At 27.5% G+C, this 22,161-nt stretch carries 24 protein-coding genes, 1 pseudogene and 1 CRISPR repeat array; of the genes and pseudogenes, 4 read left to right on the forward strand and 21 right to left on the reverse strand.

What is annotated here, in order from left to right; translation table 11 throughout:
• Positions 1–514: 514 nt before the first annotated feature.
• Positions 515–652, reverse strand: a complete 138-nt coding sequence (locus tag AACQ14_RS17065; protein WP_339364795.1) for a DUF2786 domain-containing protein — start codon at positions 650–652, stop codon at positions 515–517.
• A gap of 290 nt (positions 653–942) precedes the next feature.
• On the opposite strand from AACQ14_RS17065, the gene AACQ14_RS17070 reads away from it, so the two are divergent.
• On the forward strand, positions 943–1,854 hold the full coding sequence (locus AACQ14_RS17070) for a hypothetical protein (protein ID WP_339364796.1): 912 nt from the start codon (positions 943–945) through the stop codon (positions 1,852–1,854).
• 138 nt (positions 1,855–1,992) lie between these two features.
• On the opposite strand, the gene AACQ14_RS17075 is transcribed toward AACQ14_RS17070, so the two are convergent.
• Complete coding sequence (locus AACQ14_RS17075) at positions 1,993–2,373, reverse strand: sigma-70 family RNA polymerase sigma factor (RefSeq protein ID WP_339364797.1); 381 nt, start codon at positions 2,371–2,373, stop codon at positions 1,993–1,995.
• A 72-nt stretch (positions 2,374–2,445) separates the two neighbouring features.
• Between AACQ14_RS17075 and AACQ14_RS24775 the strand changes: the two are divergent.
• Both AACQ14_RS24775 and AACQ14_RS17080 read left to right on the forward strand, forming a co-directional pair.
• A pseudogene (locus AACQ14_RS24775) lies at positions 2,446–2,604 on the forward strand (helix-turn-helix domain-containing protein); the annotation flags it as partial.
• A gap of 18 nt (positions 2,605–2,622) precedes the next feature.
• Positions 2,623–2,808, forward strand: coding sequence for a helix-turn-helix domain-containing protein (locus AACQ14_RS17080; protein WP_339364798.1), 186 nt, complete (start codon positions 2,623–2,625; stop codon positions 2,806–2,808).
• 368 nt (positions 2,809–3,176) lie between these two features.
• A CRISPR array of direct repeats spans positions 3,177–4,592; the repeat unit is 30 nt; unit sequence ATTTACATTCCAATATGGATAGATTAATAC.
• A 188-nt stretch (positions 4,593–4,780) separates the two neighbouring features.
• Here the strand turns inward: AACQ14_RS17080 and cas2 are convergent.
• The 17 genes from cas2 to AACQ14_RS17165 form a co-directional block, all read right to left on the reverse strand.
• A complete protein-coding gene (cas2, locus tag AACQ14_RS17085) occupies positions 4,781–5,059 on the reverse strand; it encodes a CRISPR-associated endonuclease Cas2 (RefSeq protein WP_339364799.1) in 279 nt (92 codons plus the stop codon).
• A gap of 14 nt (positions 5,060–5,073) precedes the next feature.
• Complete coding sequence (cas1b, locus tag AACQ14_RS17090) at positions 5,074–6,066, reverse strand: type I-B CRISPR-associated endonuclease Cas1b (protein WP_339364800.1); 993 nt, start codon at positions 6,064–6,066, stop codon at positions 5,074–5,076.
• Between the two features lie 17 nt (positions 6,067–6,083).
• Entirely contained in the window at positions 6,084–6,578 is a 495-nt protein-coding gene (locus AACQ14_RS17095) for a CRISPR-associated protein Cas4 (protein ID WP_339364801.1), read from the reverse strand.
• A 14-nt stretch (positions 6,579–6,592) separates the two neighbouring features.
• Positions 6,593–8,818, reverse strand: coding sequence for a CRISPR-associated helicase Cas3' (gene cas3, locus AACQ14_RS17100; RefSeq protein WP_339364802.1), 2,226 nt, complete (start codon positions 8,816–8,818; stop codon positions 6,593–6,595).
• A 10-nt stretch (positions 8,819–8,828) separates the two neighbouring features.
• Entirely contained in the window at positions 8,829–9,908 is a 1,080-nt protein-coding gene (gene cas5, locus AACQ14_RS17105; RefSeq protein ID WP_339364803.1) for a CRISPR-associated protein Cas5, read from the reverse strand.
• Between the two features lie 2 nt (positions 9,909–9,910).
• Complete coding sequence (cas7i, locus tag AACQ14_RS17110) at positions 9,911–10,798, reverse strand: type I-B CRISPR-associated protein Cas7/Cst2/DevR (protein WP_339364804.1); 888 nt, start codon at positions 10,796–10,798, stop codon at positions 9,911–9,913.
• Positions 10,791–12,137 (reverse strand): type I CRISPR-associated protein Cas8a1/Csx8, encoded by a 1,347-nt coding sequence (gene cas8a1, locus AACQ14_RS17115; protein WP_339364805.1) that lies wholly within the window; start codon positions 12,135–12,137, stop codon positions 10,791–10,793. The genes cas7i and cas8a1 overlap by 8 nt, the downstream gene beginning before the upstream one ends.
• A 10-nt stretch (positions 12,138–12,147) precedes the next feature.
• Positions 12,148–12,870: a CRISPR-associated endoribonuclease Cas6 gene (cas6, locus tag AACQ14_RS17120; RefSeq protein WP_339364806.1), complete on the reverse strand. Its 723-nt coding sequence runs from the start codon at positions 12,868–12,870 to the stop codon at positions 12,148–12,150.
• 117 nt (positions 12,871–12,987) lie between these two features.
• Positions 12,988–13,662 carry a topoisomerase DNA-binding C4 zinc finger domain-containing protein gene (locus AACQ14_RS17125; RefSeq protein ID WP_339364807.1) on the reverse strand — a complete coding sequence of 225 codons (675 nt, stop codon included), beginning with the start codon at positions 13,660–13,662 and terminating at the stop codon, positions 12,988–12,990.
• Between the two features lie 56 nt (positions 13,663–13,718).
• Complete coding sequence (locus AACQ14_RS17130; protein WP_339364808.1) at positions 13,719–15,302, reverse strand: UvrD-helicase domain-containing protein; 1,584 nt, start codon at positions 15,300–15,302, stop codon at positions 13,719–13,721.
• Positions 15,253–15,708, reverse strand: a complete 456-nt coding sequence (locus tag AACQ14_RS17135) for a hypothetical protein (protein WP_339364809.1) — start codon at positions 15,706–15,708, stop codon at positions 15,253–15,255. Before AACQ14_RS17135 ends, AACQ14_RS17130 begins: the two co-directional genes overlap by 50 nt.
• A gap of 1,253 nt (positions 15,709–16,961) precedes the next feature.
• Positions 16,962–17,858, reverse strand: a complete 897-nt coding sequence (locus AACQ14_RS17140; RefSeq protein WP_339364810.1) for a hypothetical protein — start codon at positions 17,856–17,858, stop codon at positions 16,962–16,964.
• A 318-nt stretch (positions 17,859–18,176) separates the two neighbouring features.
• On the reverse strand, positions 18,177–18,638 hold the full coding sequence (locus AACQ14_RS17145; RefSeq protein ID WP_339364811.1) for a sigma-70 RNA polymerase sigma factor region 4 domain-containing protein: 462 nt from the start codon (positions 18,636–18,638) through the stop codon (positions 18,177–18,179).
• A 298-nt stretch (positions 18,639–18,936) separates the two neighbouring features.
• A complete protein-coding gene (locus tag AACQ14_RS17150) occupies positions 18,937–19,371 on the reverse strand; it encodes an ASCH domain-containing protein (RefSeq protein ID WP_339364812.1) in 435 nt (144 codons plus the stop codon).
• A 62-nt stretch (positions 19,372–19,433) separates the two neighbouring features.
• The gene (locus AACQ14_RS17155) at positions 19,434–19,907 is read right to left on the reverse strand and encodes a hypothetical protein (RefSeq protein ID WP_339364813.1); all 474 of its coding nucleotides are present in this window, start codon (positions 19,905–19,907) and stop codon (positions 19,434–19,436) included.
• On the reverse strand, positions 19,908–20,084 hold the full coding sequence (locus AACQ14_RS17160; protein ID WP_339364814.1) for a hypothetical protein: 177 nt from the start codon (positions 20,082–20,084) through the stop codon (positions 19,908–19,910).
• Between the two features lie 32 nt (positions 20,085–20,116).
• Entirely contained in the window at positions 20,117–20,347 is a 231-nt protein-coding gene (locus AACQ14_RS17165) for a hypothetical protein (RefSeq protein ID WP_339364815.1), read from the reverse strand.
• Positions 20,348–20,430: 83 nt separating this feature from the next.
• Here AACQ14_RS17165 and AACQ14_RS17170 point away from each other — a divergent pair, with 83 nt between their 5' ends.
• The gene (locus tag AACQ14_RS17170; protein ID WP_339364816.1) at positions 20,431–20,709 is read left to right on the forward strand and encodes a hypothetical protein; all 279 of its coding nucleotides are present in this window, start codon (positions 20,431–20,433) and stop codon (positions 20,707–20,709) included.
• A 17-nt stretch (positions 20,710–20,726) separates the two neighbouring features.
• Here the strand turns inward: AACQ14_RS17170 and AACQ14_RS17175 are convergent, their stop codons facing one another.
• Positions 20,727–21,080: a hypothetical protein gene (locus tag AACQ14_RS17175; protein WP_339364817.1), complete on the reverse strand. Its 354-nt coding sequence runs from the start codon at positions 21,078–21,080 to the stop codon at positions 20,727–20,729.
• A 366-nt stretch (positions 21,081–21,446) separates the two neighbouring features.
• Positions 21,447–22,106, reverse strand: a complete 660-nt coding sequence (locus AACQ14_RS17180) for a DUF2786 domain-containing protein (RefSeq protein ID WP_339364818.1) — start codon at positions 22,104–22,106, stop codon at positions 21,447–21,449.
• Between the last annotated feature and the right edge of the window lie 55 nt (positions 22,107–22,161).

The following is a 22,161-nucleotide window of genomic DNA, read 5'->3' on the forward strand; positions in this document are numbered from 1 at the left end:
ACTTAAAATATATTAACCCATAGTTTTGAAAAAAATTCTTTTATACTAATATTCAAATTCAATATATACTCAATTATATACCCTTTATTTATTGTTTTCAAACCTTCAGCATCATTAGCAATTCATTATCTATGCTAACCAAAAAACTACACTCCAAATTGAATATATATAATTACTATCTCAGCAACAAGAATATATAATGTATTAGTATATATATAATTTGTCTTTATAACTATTTGTTTTACATTGTTTTAATATTCTGTTATAATATTACTAATATGGTGTGTCCCTCGCCTGACGAATGGGGAGGACCTTTTATGAATACTTTTATTATTATTTTAGGTATTATTTTAACCTTGTTAAAAATTACTGAAACATTAATTAATATTCACATAAAGTTAAAAGGCTAGGGTATTGAATACTAAAAAGCCCTTTAGACAATTCAGTACCTATCTCCTCAATCCTAGAGGGACAATACCATATTGGAACAAATGCCTTATAATCTTTATCTTAATTAAGTAGTTTTCTCTTGGATTTCTTTATCCTTTGAAGCTTTTGTGACTGCAGATTGAGCCTCATACTCATTCTGACTCTCTGCTAATCTAAGTAATTTTTGTACTTTCTCTATAACTGATTCTAATTCATTTTGCATCTCTAATTCCCCCTTTGTAAAATCAATCTTTTACAGTTGTTCCTGAACTAGACCAAACTTTAGTGGCTAAACTTATTAATCATTTTTAGATTTAATTTAATTCCTTAATTCCTACTTATGTCCCGATTATGTCTGGTTCATTACTGACTGTGTCCAAATGCATTGTACTTGTTATAAATCTGTATTATACTCCTTGTATTATATAAAAAAGAAGGGATTGATTTTATATGGCAACCTATTATATGCTAGTATATTGTAATGACGGACCGGATACACCTACTAAATTTCTTATGGGAAGAAGAAATAAAGAAGGATACTTTTTCCACAAAAAAAGTGGTGGTGAAGACATACCAAGAAAACCTCAAGAATTTTACTCATCACAAACACCCGAAAAATTAGTTTTGCCCGGGGGAACACCTGATTCCAGTTCAGGTAGCCCCTTTAATCTTGCCAATACTGAATTCATGGAAGAAACAGGAGTAAATTTACTTGATGACAGCTATGGAGTACATCAAGATCGAGATGTAAATGTACAACCTATATATGACAGAGGAAAGCTAAAAGCTTACATAGTGCAAGTCAAATTAAGCAATGATAATTTTAGAGATCTTCAAACCCTAATTAACCAAAATATGGCTACTAAGAGTGATAAAAGAATTGCTATCCAAAATGGTACTTATCAAACGACTAGAACCGAATGCCCCATCCTAGATGATGAACTAAGTGGTATGGAAGTACTTGAAACTGGTACTGATAAATTTAATACAGTTCTTCAAGATATGGATACGATAGACCAAGGTGCACCTTATAAATATAGAGGTTGGTTTGCAGAGGGTATTGTTAATTGTATTAAAAGAATTTACAATTTACATGTTGACACTACCTTCAATGACGGAAAAAATATAAATAAATGGGTTCGTGATATAATCTTATATCTGGATAAGATGCATCGTACTCGTCGCCAACTTGATGGTCGCCGTCGTTATGAGCATGATGATTATCGTCGTCCTGAGCTTGATGTTCGCCCTAGTCGCAAATATGATGATTACCATCGTCATGAGTTTGACGATTATCATCGTGGTGAACCTGATGATTACCGTCGTCCTGAGTTTGATGATCGCCGTCGTCGCGAGCATGATAGCCACCGTCGTCGTGAGCGTGATCGTCATCGTCGTCGAGAACGCAGTCGTAGTCCTAGATGAGGATTGATAAAACTATTATTTTTTACTCTTTCCTATTTTCAGCCTGTATATTCTTTAATCAAAAGTAAGGCTACAGTTTATCACCGTAGCCTTACTAAATAATTCTTTAAATATGTTATTTTTATTTTCTGTGTATCATTATCTACTTCCATTAAACTCCTTATACAACTTACTAAGTGCCTTCTTTTCAATCCTAGAAACATACGACCTAGAAATCCCTAGCATATTTGCTATCTCTCTTTGAGTCTTTTCTGCTCCATTATTCAACCCATATCTTAGCTCTATTACTGTTTTCTCTCTCTGTCCTAGTACATACTTCATTTTATTATATAATAGACGTATTTTCATCTTCAGATCGACTTGGTCTACAATAGAATCTGCTTTTGTCTCAATAACATCAATTAAACTGATCTCATTTCCTTCTTTATCAATTCCTATAGGTTCTTGAAGTGATATTTCTTTTGCATGTTTCTTTTCATTCCTTAGCATCATTAGTAATTCATTATCTATGCTAACCAAAAGACTACATTAGAAATAGGATATAGTGAGTTATCAGTTAATCAGTTACCAGAGATTACAATAGGGAATAGAATTAGAAAAAATAGACTAAAAAAGGGGTTATCACAAGTAGCTCTTGCTAAGAAAGCTAACATTGGTAGGAAATATTTAATAGGTTTTGAAAATGACCAATACTTTCCTTCTTTATATAATATAAGAAAAATTGCTGAAGTATTACAGGTAGATGAAGATTATTTATGTGATAGTTATTTGAGGTTTATTAAAAATAATCCATCAAAGAAAATATTATCAATAAGAGAGGGATTGAATTTAACTCGTAAGGAATTAGGTGAGTTATTGAATGTTCATTCTGGTACGATAAAAAAATGGGAGCTTAATATTTCTACTATTAATAGGGTTAATTATAGTAAGCTTATTATTGAGCCTTCTGGTTAAATAATCTTCATTTATATATTTTGTACAGGTACTTATAATTTAACTTACCAATATGGATAGATTAATACTGAATGATAAGGAAATCGCTTTTACTTCAAAGAAAACATTTACATTCCAATTTGGATAGATTAATACTGGCTTCTTCACCATCTTCTACTATGGCTACACTTATTTACATTCAAAATATGGATAGATTAATACAATATTCTTTAAATTCCTTTATAGGCATTTTATAAAAATTTACATTCCAATATGGATAGATTAATACAAAAAAAGAGGTGAATAAATTCATGCTTAATTTAAATTTACATTCCATATGGATAGATTAATACTTTAAATCCGGGAATATGTCATGATATCTTTTTCTAATTCACATTCCAATATGGATAGATTAATACTGAGTATTCTACTCCTGCTTCAACTTCAAGTCACACATTTACATTCCAATATGGATAGATTAATACAGACTTTCTCCACTTGCAGCAGCCAAATCTAAAGTATTTACATTCCAATATGGATAGATTAATACCTATTATGGTAATCTTTATATTTGCAAACGTATAAAATTTACATTCCAATATGGATAGATTAATACTATAAACCATAATATCACACACGCCATTTAAGCCGTTATTTACATTCCAATATGGATAGATTAATACTATGATGTAAAGACTATATTTAATAAGCTTCATTATTATTTACATTCCAATATGGATAGATTAATACATATTCAGAAGGCAAAACCAATGTATTTGCATCATAATTTACATTCCAATATGGATAGATTAATACGAAACAGCTGTAATATGGAACAGCATTTGTGGGGAATTTACATTCCAATATGGATAGATTAATACTATAACAGCTATGGTAATGCAAGGTGGTTATGTATATTTACATTCCAATATGGATAGATTAATACTAATATAAATATTTTATAAATCTATCTTCAGCTGTATTTACATTCCAATATGGATAGATTAATACATAAACACCAGTTTTTACAATTAGTCCCTTATATTCATTTACATTCCAATATGGATAGATTAATACTGTTGTACTTTTAAGTTTATTCATACATTCTTCAATATTTACATTCCAATATGGATAGATTAATACTAACAAAAGTGTGGAAGTCTGGACCATTCATCACCATTTACATTCCAATATGGATAGATTAATACGCTAAATGCTTTTTTATATATTTCTCAACCATTTCTTTATTTACATTCCAATATGGATAGATTAATACCAAGACACAACACATTCATTTCAAAATAAATACATGATTTACATTCCAATATTGATAGATTAATACCTCCATCTTTGCGCTAAACTCCAAGCTAGTTTCATAATTTACATTCCAATATGGATAGATTAATACTGGCTTCTTTTAACATAGATACCGTTACTTGTGTTTATTTACATTCCAATATGGATAGATTAATACAACTTCGCTTACAAAATCGTAACTATCAATTCCAATATTTACATTCCAATATGGATAGATTAATACTAGACATTCAAGAAGATTTAGATATATATATTATAAATTTACATTCCAATATGGATAGATTAATACTTTGAACCATATATACGTCATATAGCATTTAAAGACCAATTTACATTCCAATATGGATAGATTAATACATGGCTAATGGATTTGGAGCAGATGATATTTTAACATTTACATTCCAATATGGATAGATTAATACTCCGTTAAAAGTAACCGATAGACTTCATAATCCTAGATTTACATTCCAATATGGATAGATTAATACGCATCTCATTTAAGTCCCCTATTAATGTACACTTAAATTATAGTTTTTGTCGACCTCTTTTTATTATGTCTATTATTAATTTAATAATATCACAAATTAAGTATTCTATCTACCTAAACCTGCATGCCTTTAACTTTTGTCGTACTCCCAGTATTTTCACACTATGTTACATCGACAATTCATTAGTATTAAAAAAAGTTAGATAATGCATCATCCTTTTTACCCCAAAATTCTTTATCTAACCATTTTTCATTTCTACTTTTAAATATTATCACAGAATCTATGTTTTTTCTAATAAGTTTATTTAATTCTGACTTTAATTTTACTATTTGTCCTTCTGTTATTTCACCCTCAAAAACAGAATTTTGAATATGAGTTAAATATTTCTTACAGATTTTAAACACTTTACCTAATATTTTTTGTCCATTTCCTAGTCCACTTATGTCGTATACCAAAACAACATACATTTCTTTTTTTCCTCCTACCACCAAATTTTAAACCCCTCATATTCTTTCTCTCCCATTAAATGTTTTATCAATTTATAACATTCAAGTCTAATTAAATGCTGATACGTTACATTTTTTGATAAATCTTTATGCCGAATTGTCTTTTTAAGCATATCATCAAACTTCATCGAGATTAATCTCGATGCATCTTTTTTTAAATGAAGATAATTTAAATCTTTTGTAAAACTATTTTCTGTAATTTGATTTTTATTTAGTAGTGAAAATATTAATCTATCACCTAAAATTGGTTTAAATACCTCTGCTAAATCCAAACTTAATGAGAATCTCCTTACTCCTGGTTCATGTAAATAGCTAATAGTCGGATTAAGTTGAGTTCTATATATTTCTCCTAATACTCTTGTATACACTAATCCATTAACAAAAGAAATCATTGTATTAATCATATTGTCAGGAGGATTTTTTACTCTCTTTTCAAAATTTATTTGCTGATCAACTATAATATTCCACGCAGAATAATATTGTTTTCTAATATTACCTTCAATACCCATTAATTCATTAATACTATCAGTTTTTAATATTTTTTTTCTCAGAGAATCAATTTCTATCATTGTTTTTTTTACATCTTTACCTCTACTATTATAGTATCTTAAATTTCTATAAATATTGGCAGCAGCAGCATCAATAAATTTCCTTGCTATACCAATTCTCTTTCTGTCATCATCATAATGCCTAACTTGTTTTACTAACAAGTTACCTGCAAGCAAAACCTCTTTTGGATAAAAGCTACCTGTATAAAAACTATAATAATTAAAAAAGTGTAATGGTATTTGATTTTTTGATGCAAAATTTATAAATTTTGTATTTAATGTCATTTCAGACATAAAGTATATATCTTTTACTTGTTCTATAGGAATATCTCTAGTTTCATTATAACTATTTGTAAATTGCAGTGTATTATCCTTTCTATGTATATTTCCATTAGTATATATATAGTAACTACGTTTCAATTAGCTCACCTCCTTAATTAAATATAGCACAGTTCAAAATATGCACATTTCTTGCAAAACCCTTTTTTTTCAAGCATAGGTGGTAATTTTCTACCTACAATTTTTTTTAGATCTATTAAAATAGCTTCTATACACTTCTCATCCTCCTCTGTCAATTCTATGTTAATACACTGCTTTAGAAGTGGATAGTCAACTTTACCCTTAATGTTTTCCACACCTTTATGTTTTAGATAATACAAATAATATTTTATCTGAATTATTCCTGCTTCTTCGATTTTTCTACTTTTTTTAACTTCATGTAATATCCCTTTATCTTTTATATAGTCAATATTAATTACATTATCTATATTTATATGTTTCTCTTCTCTTTCATAAGTATTTTCATCAAGAACCTTTCCTATTTTAATATTTTCATCGTCTGATTCCATTTGTATCTGATTGTAGAAGTACCATAATTTCCTCTTGCAAACAATGTAATAATAAATCATCATTCCACTAATTGGCTTATCCATACCAATACCTCCTATTACAAAAAATTATCATAGTTATCTACTACATCTTTTAATTCTTTGCTTGTCAATCGTATAAATCCCAACTCATTATACTTGCAATTAACAACATTAATAACTTCATTTCTACTTAATTTAATTTTTTTAGTTATTACATTTGTGCCTTGATAGTAGATATCATATCTACCAACTGGTACAGTATATTTTAAAATTTCTTCTTTTACCTTTATTTTCTCTAATCTTATTTTATCTAACTCTTTTTTTTCTAACTTTTTTGTTATGCATTTTAATAGCTTTCTAGAATTCTCATCTATCTCATTTTTATTCTCTTGGTAAATTTTATTAGGTATGACATTGTATGATACAATGTTTCTTAATCTGGAATCTTTTTTGTCTAGCTCATAAGGCTCTAAATCTTCTACCCATTTCATAAATCTGTTATAATTAAATAAATAGTCACTACCTTTTAAATTTTGTATTGTTAAATACTTATTTACTATATTTACTTTATCTATTTCTGTTAATACCCCATCTATATTTTTCAATGCATCTTTTGATACTGAATATATTTTACTATCGATAAATCCTTTATTTCCATTTGTCAAAAGATTTTTATCTATTTCTAAAAACACAAAGCAATTAGCTTCATCTATAGGTTTTACACCCTTTCTGTTACACCTACCAAACCTTTGAAATAACCCACTTATATCTGAGAGCTCTGTGAACAAATAATCAAAATCAATATCTAAGCTCGCTTCTACAATTTGTGTGGATATCCATATACCCTCACCTATTACTTCAGTTTTCCCAAAACTTAAAATTTGTATTTCTTTTGCTGTTCTTTCACATTTAATAAATTTACTATGCAAAATATTTATATTTGATTCTTTTTTTTTAGACAATTCTATGTATATCTGTTGTGCCTTTTTTACAGTATTACAAACCACAAGAATTTTATTACTTACACCCTTTTTTTTATTTTCTTCAAATTTATTATATATAATATCAGTATCAATCTGATTATGATATATCTTCACATTATGTCTTTTTATATCAGTTATAAATGTTTTTTCCTCGAACTCAATAGGATTTTTCCCTGTCTTTAATAAATCTTTTATAAATGGAGCTAATGTTGCAGTTAAAATTGCAATCTTTCCTCCAAATTTATTTAATGTTTTAATCCCATAAATCAAATATGCAAGTAAATCCGCACCATACATTTGAATTTCATCAATGACTACTTTTGAATATGATAATGTAGCAAGTTTTAGCTCATAACCTTGGTATTTAAAAACAAAATCAAATAATTGATCTAATGTTGAAATACTAAGAGGTAAAGATAGTTGTTTGCTTTGATTGTAATAATCCATAATATCCATTTCATCATTTTTATCGTCATTATAATAACTTAGTGAATCCGAATGAAGAAGTGCTAATCTAGATTCAATATGCTGATTATCTAAAATATTTTCTTTGATTCTTTTATATATAGAATTTATTGCTGTCTTTAATGGTAATATAAAAAAGCCTTTCGTATTGCCTATCCAATGAAGTCCAGCCTCAGTTTTTCCCATACCTGTTTGCGCAACTACCGTAATATTGTTATTGGTGTTTTCTTTGCAAAATTTCTGAAGATCATTCCAGCTTGCATCATTATCTTCGTTTTTCCATTTCTTTAATAAATTATTAAGTCCACAACTCAGAAAATTATTTTCATATTCAATTGGAATTTCTCCACTAGCACTATAGTCACATTTATGGAGTAACCCTTTTATGATAATTGCATCATCATTTTTTGTTATTTCTTTTAAATTACTAGGCGTACTTATTTTAATAGGATATATTTTAAATTCACTTAGTAAACTTTTTGATAATTCCTTGCATTCTTTATTCTGTATTGCTCTTAAATTATCACAATAATTATGATGATTTAAAACTGCAAATCCTACTTTATAATAATCTTCTTTATTTTTAAATTCTTTTTGATTTATAAAATATAAAGATAACACGTTATGTGCCATCTCAATATTTTCATTAAACTTAGTATTATTCTTTACTCTTTTTTGAAACTCCTTATTAACTTTACCATAATCATGATATTCACAAGCAATTTTTAAAAGTTCATAAACATATTTGCTTTTTATATAATTAAGATTTTGTAATATATCAAGATTTTTCAATACTTCATCCGTATGCTCTCTTATCGTTTTGTCAGGTTTTGCTTTATATATAGATAAATCCATAAGATCACCCCTAATTAAAATTAACTATATATGACTTATCTTTGTTTATATCAAAATAAAGATTCTCACAACCTTCTTCTATTGAATATCCAGATGTATATACAACTTTCTTTTTTTCAAATATTCGTTTATTATCTTTTATTTTATAATTTTTATTTAAGTAATATTTTGTTCCATTAGCTATTATTTTATCTCCTGACTTTAAATATACATTCTTATTTTTCACAAGATTATAATTGATGTAAGCAGAATAATCACTCGACATTCCCTCTTCATATCTTTCCACAACATCTACAAAACAGGTCTCTATAACCTCTACAAAATCTTCACTTCTACCAATCGATTTTAAATTGTATATATTATCTCTAATATCTTCAAGCGTGTTTCTATCGCTCTTTATGTGAAGTATTAATTCTATATTGTTTAAAACTTCATAATACTTTATTGAAGTTGTAAGACTTGAAAATAAAGCATATGGTATTTCATATTGTTTATATTTATATTCTTTGAATCTGTCTTTAATGTTTTTTTCTAATTCTTTTATTTGTTTTTCTCGTGTAGAAATAAGTTTATATTCTGAAGTTTTACTCTCATAGTTCTTCTTTTTAGTCATCAATGTCTTTTTACGTTTTTTTATAAGTGATAATACTTTAACAATTCTAGTTTTTTTGAATTCTGTTAACTTTTCCGATAAATCTTTTAAGTATCGATATTCTTCTAGTAATGTTTTATTAATAATCTCTATTGTAATTCCCTTTCTAAAATCATTTCCAGTAGCTGCTTTTGCTTTTGCAACTATATCAAATGCTGTAGATAAGAGATTTTCATTTTTCATTTTTACTAGAATCCCTCTATCATTCATTGTAGAATTCAAGAAACAATAATCTGTGTATGGTTCTTTATTCATAGCTTCATATTTACCCTGAATACTAATATCCATTGGGTGATACTCTTTATAACCACAAGCACTATGTAATGCACCAATTATCGTTGAAAATGGTGGAAGTGGATATGTCATTTTATTTAAAACAGTTTCTTCTTTTTTATAATTTGCACTGCTTTGCGTTAATATAATTCTTAAAACTTCCATACTTACACCCCATAATAAGTATTGACCTGATCCCTTAAACTTTCAAAAAAATCAGCAATACTATTAGGTTTCAATTCCTTTTTTATCTCTTGTTCATTTCTAAAATTTTCGCCTTCTAACAATGCTACGCTAAACCCCTTGTTGATTCTGTCTTTTAAATCTGTAGTAATTAATAGTTTGTCCTCTTTTACCCTGACTACATTTTCAAAATAATGAGTTTTTCTGTTAGTTAGACCACCTACTATAAATAGTGGCTCAGCATTGTCTAAATTTCCTTTTACTACTAGATTAAGGTTTTCTACTGCTCCTAATATGCTAATAACTCTATCTGCTTTTTCCTTGCCATAAGCTTCTGGTGTTTTAAAATTCTCGTCTTTGCCTATCATGTCAAGGTCTATAGTTATACTATATATTTTTTTAGTTTTATCATACTCATATTGGTATGGCATAAGTCCACATTTCCCAGATTCTGCTTGTAAATTTATTTTATTGTTTTTAGCAAAGTTTGAAGCAAGATATAAATTATTATGAAATCTAGTTTCATTAACAAAATCATCACATGCTACCGCATCAGTCAAATAAAATGAACTTTTTCTAATATAAGTATTTCCAGTTGTATTCATATACCCCCCCTCTAATGCTCTACAATTAGTAACATTAAGTTCCTCTGAAACAACCTTTTGATTTACTTTTTTATCTACCACTGTTTGAAGATCATCATACATACCACTTTGTACCATTATTGCATTTTTAAGACTCTCCCTACTCCTTGTCGCATAACTCTTGCCATTTCTAAAAACTTTTTGAACACTTGATATATTTCCCAACCCTTCTCCATAATTAGATGTAATATTTGCTACAATTGTTAGTGTTAATGCTTTTTTATTCATCTTTTTTCCCTCCATTATCCTGTATAGATTCATTGTTAAGCGCATTAATGAATGTATACGCAATATTTTTATTATCATCAAAGTCCCCGAATAAGTCATATGCAAAGTCAAAAACTACTCCTGAATAGGAAGATAATTGTAATAGTATTTCGCAAAACCTTTCATAATCCTTAAAGGTAATTGCACTTATCAATTTTTGCTTATAACTATTTACTTTATTCTCTGGCATTATTTTTATCACTCTTTTAGCACTTGCATAAGCAGATTTCATTTGCTTGTCCATTTTATCCCCTCCATAAATTAATGTGTTAATATTAATAAGTGTTTTGATATTATATGAATAATTCATCTTTGATTTTAGTAGTATTTCTATTAAATCATCAATTTTTATACCATTTAATATATTAGTTGTTATTTTCTTTTCAAAATCTATATAGTAATTATCATTAACTTTATATTTCATTTTTATAGCTTTATAATTATTTATAGTATTAAATATTTTAATAGCATCTTTTCTGATATATAATGTTTCAAAATATTCATCACTTCTGTTTTTAATAATTACTTCAACATCAAAATCTATAAAATCAACAGAATTTTTGAGCTCGTCAAATAATGTACTTCTAGGATTATCACTATAACTAATTTTATTATTTGTGTTTAAAAGTTGTTTTATCGAATAATTATTATTTATAAAAAATGCTTCATATGACTTTGAAAATGCAAATGGAATAAAATCGAACTCTTTCTCATCCTCATGTTTGTATGTTTTAAAATCCCAATTATACGAAATTGATTTACTCTTTTTTCCTATATCTATATTATAATTTTGTAATCTACAAATGCTACCAGATTCATTAAATAAACTCTTTGTGTTTGCAAAATTAGCGTATAAACTTTTACCAGTTCTGTATGTTTCTTTTATCAATAATAGTCTATTTTCTCTAATATATTGTAATATAACATTTCCATTCTCACCTGAAAATTTAATATCTCCAAAAACTTTTTTCATAATTGCATTCGCTTTTAATTTATCATTTACTGCTTTTATTTGTTCATCAGTAAATTCATTACTATTCAAAATTTCTTCAACCAACTTATGGTGCATAGCATTTTCAAAGTAGTATTCAACAAATAGTAGATATCTTTCTTCTGTAATATGCTTAGCATTGTATAATATTGCATCATGATCAATTTCATATAAATTAGATCCTACATCCCATCCTTTACCTACAAGATAATCAAAATATTTTATTAGCCCTACTATACTTGCACCATATCTCCAATCAGTTGCTTCAATTCTAGTGTCAAAATTTTCATTTTCAATTCTACTTTTCATATAATCTCCTTCATATTATTTCAAATAAACCAAATCCACTTGATTTACGGCTTGCAATTCCATTCTTGTATAAATACTTAAGTAATTCTATATTACCTGTCAAATGAAACACACCCACTGTGACTTCAATAAATTGAGAATGATGCCTTACTACAGTTTTTTTACCTCTTATAGGCACCATGGAAAATCCATCTAATATGGAAGTTGATAAGGTATTAGAATCATCAATTTGAAATTTTAATATTTTGTTAAGTACTTGATTAAAACCTTTTTTTTCATAAGAATAATATATATCTTTATTATTTTCCTTATTATGTTCTCTAACACACAATGGAGACATAAAAATAACTTCAATAGTATTTGTTGTAATTACTGATTCCTTTTCTATTAAAATATTTTTTATAACCATTCCATTTTCATTAGCCAAAGGGTAATATTTTCCCTTTTGCAACATTAGTGAATTAAAAAATATAATTCCTGTTCCTAAATCACCTGTGCTAAAAGTAATATGTATTTTTTTTGGGGGCACTAATATCTTCTCTTTATTAAATTTACTATTTGGTATGCCTACAGCAAATGTAAAAGGCTTTTCTTTTCCTATTTCATAATAAGTAGTGAAATATTTACCATTCTCATATTTCGTTAAGCTATGTTTAAATAGGCTAAGAACTGCTGGGCGGTAATCTAATGGTAAGTAATTCTTTTTTAATTGTAATTCTACTTTAAATCTCATCTTTTCTCCTCTCTAATAAAACTATTAACTTTTTAGGCTTTAATTTGTAATAATTATTTGAATATCAGTTTCTATTAAATTAATCATATCAAAAAATTTATTTCTTTTCTACATTCTTTACTTCAAGCTTATTGTATTCTCACACTTTGGGAATCTAGAACAACCATAAAATGGACCATTCGAACCATTTCTCCTTACTAAAAAATCATGACATACATCACATCTTATTGGATTTTTAATAATTTCAGTATAATTATTGGTATATTGGCACATAGGATAATTTGTACAACCTACAAATTTATTATCGCCCTCTCTAATTACTAATTTACCACTATCACATTTAAGACATGTAGGATTATCTTCTATATTATTATTTACATTATTATATTGCATGGCTATTTTTTGCTTAGTCATTAGCTCCTTAATAAAAACAGATGGATTTCTTTCAGGAGTAATAATATATGTAGTGTCTTTTGTTCTAGTTATAGCAACGTAAAATAGTCTTCTTTCTTCTGCATATAAGTACTCTTCAGCATCTGTTAATACATAAGATAATACATAATCATCAGTCATTTGATTTGGGAATCCAGTAATTCTATTCTTAGCATTAATAATTATAACGTTTTTTGCTTCAAGTCCTTTAGAACGATGAGCTGTGATAAATGTTAATTTAACATTTGGGTACATATTGCATGAGACTTCTTTTAATTTTCCTCCTCTGGTCGTTTGGACTGTAAATTCATCCGTATCTTTTAAATCATCTATATCAAAATTATTTCGTCCTATAAGCATAATCTCAGTATTATAACCGCATCTACTAACAATATCTTGAATTGCTTTAAGAGCTGCTATTGATGGTTTACGTATCCATATATCTTTAATGGATTTGGATTATGTTGATCTGATTTTAGGTCTTTTGTAAATTGTGAAGAATTATTCATTATAAAGTTACCTGCTATGTTAATTAGTTCTTGTGAGTTTCTATATGTCTTTTCAATTTTCATCATTTCATAATATCCAAAGAATTTATCAAATTCTTTAAAAAGATTTATTTCACTACCTGCAAATCTATATATAGACTGCCAATCATCACCAACACATAATACCTTAGCTGATACTTTATCTCTAATTTTTTTTATTAACTTATACCTACTTACTGATATATCCTGATATTTGTAATTAAGCATCCACTTCCCTGCACGTACATATTCTGTTGATTTATTAATCATATCATCAAAGTCTATTTTTTTAATGGATGTTAAGTAATTTTCATAATAGGTGAATAGACGTTCAGCAATATCCATAAAAAGTATTGTTCTTTGTTTTAAAATACGATTATTATTATTTAAAGCATTGGTTTTATATTGATTAAATTTTTCTAGCTTGTATCCATTAGATTTAAATAACTTAACAAATGTTTTAAATAGTTTTATAAGTTCTTTAAAATATCTATCTTCTTTTTGGTTATAGAGGCAACTAAAAACCTTATAATAGTCTATTGGTATTAAGCTAACCCCTTCATTCACAAGAATTTCTTTAAGTTTTAGCAATATTCCTTTTTGATTGTAATATGAATATGTTTCAATTAATTTAGTTCCTTTTTCTATATGTAATCTTCGCTTCCAAATCATACCCTCAAGATACCTTTGTTCTTCGATACTATTTAACCAAGGAGCTTTACCTTCTTTATTAATACCAAAATGTTCTAGATATATATCATAATCAGTCAAATAAAAATCTGGTTTATACTGTCTATGGTATTGATCTGCTGTATCATATTCATATAATTTTTCATATTCGTAATTGATACCATTCAAATATAAAAAATTAGCTATCATTAATTCTTCAAAACTCTTTACCTGCTCTCCTTGGATTGTCATTTTATCTTCTCTAAGTTCTTTTACTTTATTTTTAACATAAGTATCCTTACTCATTTTACCTTTTAAAGTTGTAAAATCTACCGATTTACAATATTCATAGTAATCGCCTATAGTTTCAAATTCATTAACTTCTTTAGGTACATTTATGTACAAACCATAGAACTCGATTATTTTGTTAACATATTCTCTGCTTTTATATATCTCTTCTTTAAAAAACTTGTTAAAAGGGTTCCCATCTATAAATTCGTCAAATATGATAGGTGGTTTCTTTTCAACCTCTCTAATTATTTTTACTCCCAATGCATGAAATGTTAGGGATTGTACATCAACATTTAATTTTTTAACTATACGTTCCTTCATTTCATCTGCTGCCTTACGGGTATAGGATATCAAAAGTATGTTATTAGGTTCAATTCCTTTACGATCAACGAGGTATTTAACTTTTCCAGATATAGTTAATGTTTTACCTGATCCTGCTCCTGCAACTACAAGATTACTTTTTTCATCTACTACTATAGCTTGTCTTTGCTGAGAGTCTAGTGAATTTCCCATCTATATTATTAAATAAGTCTTTATTTTCTACTAACTGTTTCTTTACGTATTCTTTGTTCCATTCTTTAACATATTTTTCAAGATTGGTATATACATTCTTGAATGAGTTAATTGTTGATTGTTTACGAATAAAATATGAACTTAATTTATGATGTTCCATATAATAGAATTCTTTATTAAATTCTTCTTTTATATTAAGGAAGTCATGGATAATATAATCCTGCTTAGCTTCATATACTTTTTTCATAAATATTTCAATGTCATTATAGTTTGAAAGAAACTCTTTCCATTCATTAAATTTCTCATCTATATTAATATATAATACATGAAATTCATTAAAGATATCCAACCTATCAGGATTTCCACTTATTACGAATTGATATAACATGTCAAACTGCTTTTTCAATCTATCTCTAGTTTCAATGGTGCATGTTTATGGTTTAGTTGTGAAATGGTCTGTAGAAATTCATGAGCTTTATTTTCATATTCCTTTAATTGATTAAATAGTATCTCATATATATTATCTAATTCATTATAACAACGAATGAAGGATTCTTTATATTGTTCAAAATCTAATTGTATTGAGCTAAGTTTATTATCTAAAATATATTTAGGTATGTATTTAAATAGAAATGAACAGTCTTGAATATCTTTATTACTATAAAATGTATATGTTGATTTATATTTATTCTTTAAAGATAATATACTATCGTTTTCTATATAAATTCTTGATTAATTTATGATAGTCATTATTAAATTCATTGGTTAATTCAATTTGCTTTCTAAATTTGCGTTTTATTGGTATTAATAAAATATCTCCTATCACTATGTTATACTCTCCCTGTAGATAATTACTGATTATTATTGCTAAATTACAAAATATAATAACGTTATAATATTTGTATACACTATTAATTTATGAACATAATATTTTGATTTATATTATATACCTATTATTTATTATTTTCAATAAATTAGTATATATTCCAACATTATATATTATTTTCTGTAGGCTAATACGCATATATAATTAAAAACATATTACAATAGGTATTGGCTATTGTAATATGTTTTTATTTTCCCTTGGCTCTATAGAATAAATTCAATGTAAAAATATTATAATAGCTAATGTCAAAAAAACTGGTTATTTTTTATGCTTACTAATAATATTTAATAAATCTTTTCCTTCTAGATTATCATAACTATTAGCTTTTATAAAACTACTTATTACTGTTTCTGCTAATTTAAAATTTTCCTTAATTATATTTATAAGACATTCAAATTCAGTTGCATCAACAATTAAAATATCTTGTAAATCTCTAATCTATTTATTTCTTTTAAATATATCTCTTTTATAAAATTTTTTATAAAAGTATCTTATAGTATAAAACTAGACATACAACTTTTTCCTTTAGTTTTGGATTTTCTTTTAAAGAATGTATATATAATATTACTTGCTTTTATTGTATTTTATTTATAATTATTCGAACTTAATATGTCAATTACATTGGAGTTTTTATTGTTTAAATACTACAAATTGAAATAACCTAAATAATAACTTATCACTTAGGAAACGGATTAACTATCTAAAAAAATCCTGTAACTAGTCAAGAACTGGGGTCATGAGCACCCGCAGCTCTTGCAATTCTCCAGAAGAACCTAAATATATGGCATAATAAACTCTACTTTACCATTTAATTCTTGATTAAGTTTTTTAATAAAGATTCTTAACTGTGCTTTAAACTCACACTCTAAAAACTTATTAAACTTAATGAAACATACATGTGCCTTTGTTTGTAATAGTACTTCAACATCCACATAAATATTATTAAACATACCAATCAATATATTTGTAACACTTTGTTCTATTAGGTCTTTGATAACTAATATATTTGTATCATCTATAATTTTAAATTCTATTCCAAAGCTACTTAGTTTTGTGCTCTCGGGTATTATAGCAGGTGGATTAATCGTTCTATTTGATAGTTGATCTAATTTGTCGATTATGTATTCCCAAGGTTCTTTAGACTTAACATTTTCTTCTTGTAACAATTTCATTCTTCCAACTCCACGAGTTATGGGATTGTCTACTTCTTGCGGTACATTGAGTAAGAAGTCATTCAAGATATGTTTCAATTCCTGTACACCAAACATATCATTCTTATAAAATATCGTACGTTGTTCAGTAACATCAAATGGTAATGATGTCCCCTCTTCACATATTAGTATTGCAGGTTTCAAAATGGCATCTCTAACAGCTAACTCATACATAACATTGGGGTTAAGTGTAGTTAAATTTACAATAACCATATCTGCTGCAATTATACTTTCTATTATTTGATTATTTATAGACCCCGATTTTGAAATTCTATGAGCAACTTTAATTTCTGTTTCATCATACCCATTTTCTATTAATGCAGGTATGATAACTGAATCAATGACACCTTCAGCAGCACGTCTAATATCCGAGTTCTCCTTACCAATTGGTGTAACTATAAAACAACTTTTTCCTTTACTTGGAATATCTTCATTTATTGTATTAGTATTTTCATTCATATCCTCATCCTCCTCAAAACCAATTGTACATCCAAAATAATATAAAATCAATATATGTTATTGTTTATCCTGTCATTAAGTTTGACATATGTAATAAACTGTCAAACTCATTTGATTCTATTCTTTCTAATATATACTTTGATTTTTGGAAGTCGAGTTTGACACACGTTATTTATGTCAAACTCAACAAGATTATCAATTTCATTTCCGTTTTTATGAATATTTAAGATGGGTATTCTAGATAAGATAATTATTCTCCATTAGGCTATTTTTAGAATGTTTATGTATAACTATATTTGAATTATAAGAATCAGTATTTTATAGTCCTATATTTAGATAAGCTTCATTTTCATCTGTAGATTGTTCATGATATATTATCTCTTCCATTTTTGATAATCCTCTTTTTCTTATTCTCTTACACTGACTTTCACTTAGATTTACATGATATTCTACCTGCATCCAAGTATGATGTTCTATATCTCTTAGTCTTATAATCTTTTCTTCTACTTCATCCAATATGCTCATAGCATCATTTAATTCCATTATTATGTTCTTATATTCCTTGATTCTATTTTCTTTTTGTATCCTTCTTAATGCTATTGTTTCTACTGGTGATTTTATATTATTGGTTGAGCCTGTTTTTATTGTGTCATAGTTGATTCCATTTAAAGGACTTTCTTGTAAGTATTTTTCATCTATCTTAATTGTTTGTTCTATCAGGTGATAACTCTTAAGGTTGTTCACAATCTTCTTCATGTTCTCTGTCATAACTATCTTCATTTCAATTCACTCCTTACAGTATTAAAAAAAGAAGTCCTTTAGAATATTATTTATTCTTCAAGGACTTCTAGAGTCTCTATTTACATATTGTTGTATAATGCTTACACTTCTTACACTTTATTGTTATTCTTCCTTTTATGATGTAACCCTTGGCTAGAGTTTTATTGCAACTCTCACACTTAATCACTTTTTCTTCATCTTTATCTTTTTGATTCAATTAAACCACTTCTCTCATTATCTGAAATCATATTGTTTTAGTTACTGAGTACTGTTTATGTACATTTCTATATTTGATTGTCTATAGATCAAAGTTCCAAATGCTTAATTGTCCTTTTGCAGGTATTGGATCAATTAATTCTATATCTTCTAATATCCATCCATACCTTCCAAGTGTATAATCTCCGAAGTAAAATTCATAGCTTCCAACTGTATATATTTTATCACCCTCCAGTACTGCACCCCCTTCTTTGCTCTCTACTACTTTTGCACAGTCAACCAGTTTAGCTTTTGCTATGATAACTCCTGTTGGTAGATTATTGGTATTATATCCATGCATATTGAGTACTCTCTTTGGTATATCCTCATAGCAGAAATCTCTATCAATCTTTTTACCTGCATGTATGTATATCTCACCACGATAATTAGTTTTCCATGAACGAGTTTCAATTTTCTTAGCTACTAATGCTATGAGTGTAGCCCATGGTTGAATTATAGTTAATGCTTTCCTTTCCATTGTTTCCCCTCACTTTCTTAAGATTTATTTTATATAGATATGTACTATCTTTTATTAATGGCTCAATAACTCTCAACACATATTAATCCTGATTGGTTTATTACTGATAGAATCTTTGCAAAGGTTGTCCATTTATCGCCTAACTTGAATTCTTGATTTAGGTCCTCTTCAATACAGAAACGCTCAATAAATTCTTCTCTTGTTTCAACTGGCTCTCCATATTCTTCAAATGCATCCAGTCCCCAGTTTTTTTCTGCAATATTTAATGCTTCCTCTTTGTCTTTAGCAGCGAACCACTCGGATACAGCATCTTCATTGAGTCTATATACTTTTAATAGGGTTCCATGTTCTATTAACTTCTCTCCAATTACTCTTGCATCTTTTAATGGTATACTTATTTTAGTTGAATTCTTATGATGATCTGTAACATGAATCATTATGTATCCTTCTTCATCAGTATTAACTGATATCTCTTCTCCACTTGCTCCTTGATAAATCTCCTGCATTAGTACTTTCTCATTTTTATTCTGATTCATTTATTTTACCCTCCTTAGTCTATTGATTCCTTTACCACATTTTACACATACTCTTATAGGCTTTTCTTCATTAAGGCTTACAAACTTACTATCCCTTGGTTTTTCAAATAACCGGTAGTCATGTTTACAAAAGAGTTGTGATATCTTCCCTTTGATTGGTATTGTTATTGGTTCCATTCTTCATCACCTTCTATGTTATTTAGATTTATTCAATATCCACCATTATTATCTAGTAACCACTCTTTTAGTTTGATTTGAGCCTTTGCAAAAACTAATTCCATGTCACAATCTTGAACTTTAATAATATCAGTTCCATGTTTTGGATGAGTGGTTTTATATCCAATGGTAATACACCAATCCATAATGCTTGAATGATATATTTCTAATGCCCATCCGTTTCCATCTTTGATCATATTGTAAAATCTTAAAAAATCATCCATGTACTTTCTCCTTTCAAATGTTAACCTTCAACTTATTTCTATCTTTAATTATTTATGTTATACTTACTTCTAGGTGATTATTGATGAAAAGATACTTAAGCAAATATATTGAAGTAAGCATGTTATTTATTGTTTTATTGGCTCTACCTTTTTTAACTTACATATCTAGTCATTTTTTGTATTTTGGTATATATGGATTAGTTTCTTTAATAAGTCTAATATTGATTATTGTTGTTATTGTACCCAGAGTGATCAATGTTCTTAAAGAATACATTAGTAATGTTCATTTGATATATTCACTAATAATTATAATTGGAATTTTATCAATTACAGTGGGTAATATTTTATTTAATGACTTGTAGATATCCATTAACTACATCTAGTTTTTGCTGTTATAACCAACAATTCTGTATATCTCATCTCTTAAGCTTTCATACGCCCATCTAGGAATGTCTATGTATTGAATACCAACATGTAATCTAATTGATCTTGTATTCTCTTTTATGCTCCTTGTTAAATAATCTATAAGTTCTTTGGTATCATCTGCATCTAATCCACTTACATAACATGCAGTGTCTTTCTTATGTAGATAAATAGAATATGTATCTATATAACTAATCATTCTGTCTTTATCTGGTGTTAACAATTCAACTTTACCAAGCTTAATATAAGCTTTTCTATCTAGGATTACATTAATTATCATTCTTAGTTTTTTACTTATTCTTTTTTTCATATTCAGCTCCTTTACTAAACAAGTTCTATTTAATTACCTTCTTAGCAACAAGAATATATAATGTATTAGTATATATATGATTTATCTTTATAACTATTTATTTTACATTATTTTAATATTCTGTTATAATATTCCTAATATGGTGTGTCCCTCGCCTGACGAATGGGGAGGACCTTATATGAATACTTTTATTATTGTTCTAGGTATTATTTTAACCTTGTTAAAGATTACTGAAACGTTAATTAATATTCACATAAAGTTAAAAGGTTAGGTATTGAATACTAAAAAGCCCTTTAGACAATTCAGTACCTATCTCCTCAATCCTAGAGGGACAGAACCGTATTGGAACAAATATATTTATCTTAATTAAATAGCTTTCTCTTGGATTTCTTTATCCTTTGAATAGTTCAATCCATCTTCTCTACCATTTATATAAGAATTATAATCAATCTGCTCTTGGTCAATTCCTTTACCTTTGAAGTCACCTGAAAATCCTTTTTCTATCTCATTATATTTTTTGATAACTGGTACTGGCATTACTGCGACTAGTGCATATTCCTCTTCATTCTCATTCTTCATTTTTATTGATTGTTCTTTTAACTTCTTATCAAGTCCTTGGATAAACCCAATGGCATATGATTTTCTATCAAGTCTTTTTCTTCTACTGGATATATTGATAATATTGACTACTTGCTTATATACTATTGATGTTAATTCAACATCTTCCTCTAACCCTAGAAAAATTACTCTATAGCTATTACCCCAATGCCTTAGATATGTTTTACATCTAAAATGTTTAGCTATGACATGAGCAAGAGTCCTTTTCCATGGAGATCGCATCTTTTCAGTTTCACCTTGAACAACTTTATCTTCTTTTTCTTGAATATCGTTCATTGATAATTTATGTTTAGCCATCAGTGACCTAGCTTTTATGACTGCTGATTGAGCCTCATACTCGTTCTGACTCTCTGCCAATCTAAGTAATTTTTGTACTTTCTCTATAACTGATTCTAATTCACTTTTCATCTCTAATTCCTCCTTTTTAAAATCAATCTTTTTCGGTTCTTCCTGAACTAACCAA

The sequence above is a fragment of the Vallitalea maricola genome (assembly GCF_036985595.1).
Lineage (GTDB): Bacteria > Bacillota > Clostridia > Lachnospirales > Vallitaleaceae > Vallitalea > Vallitalea maricola.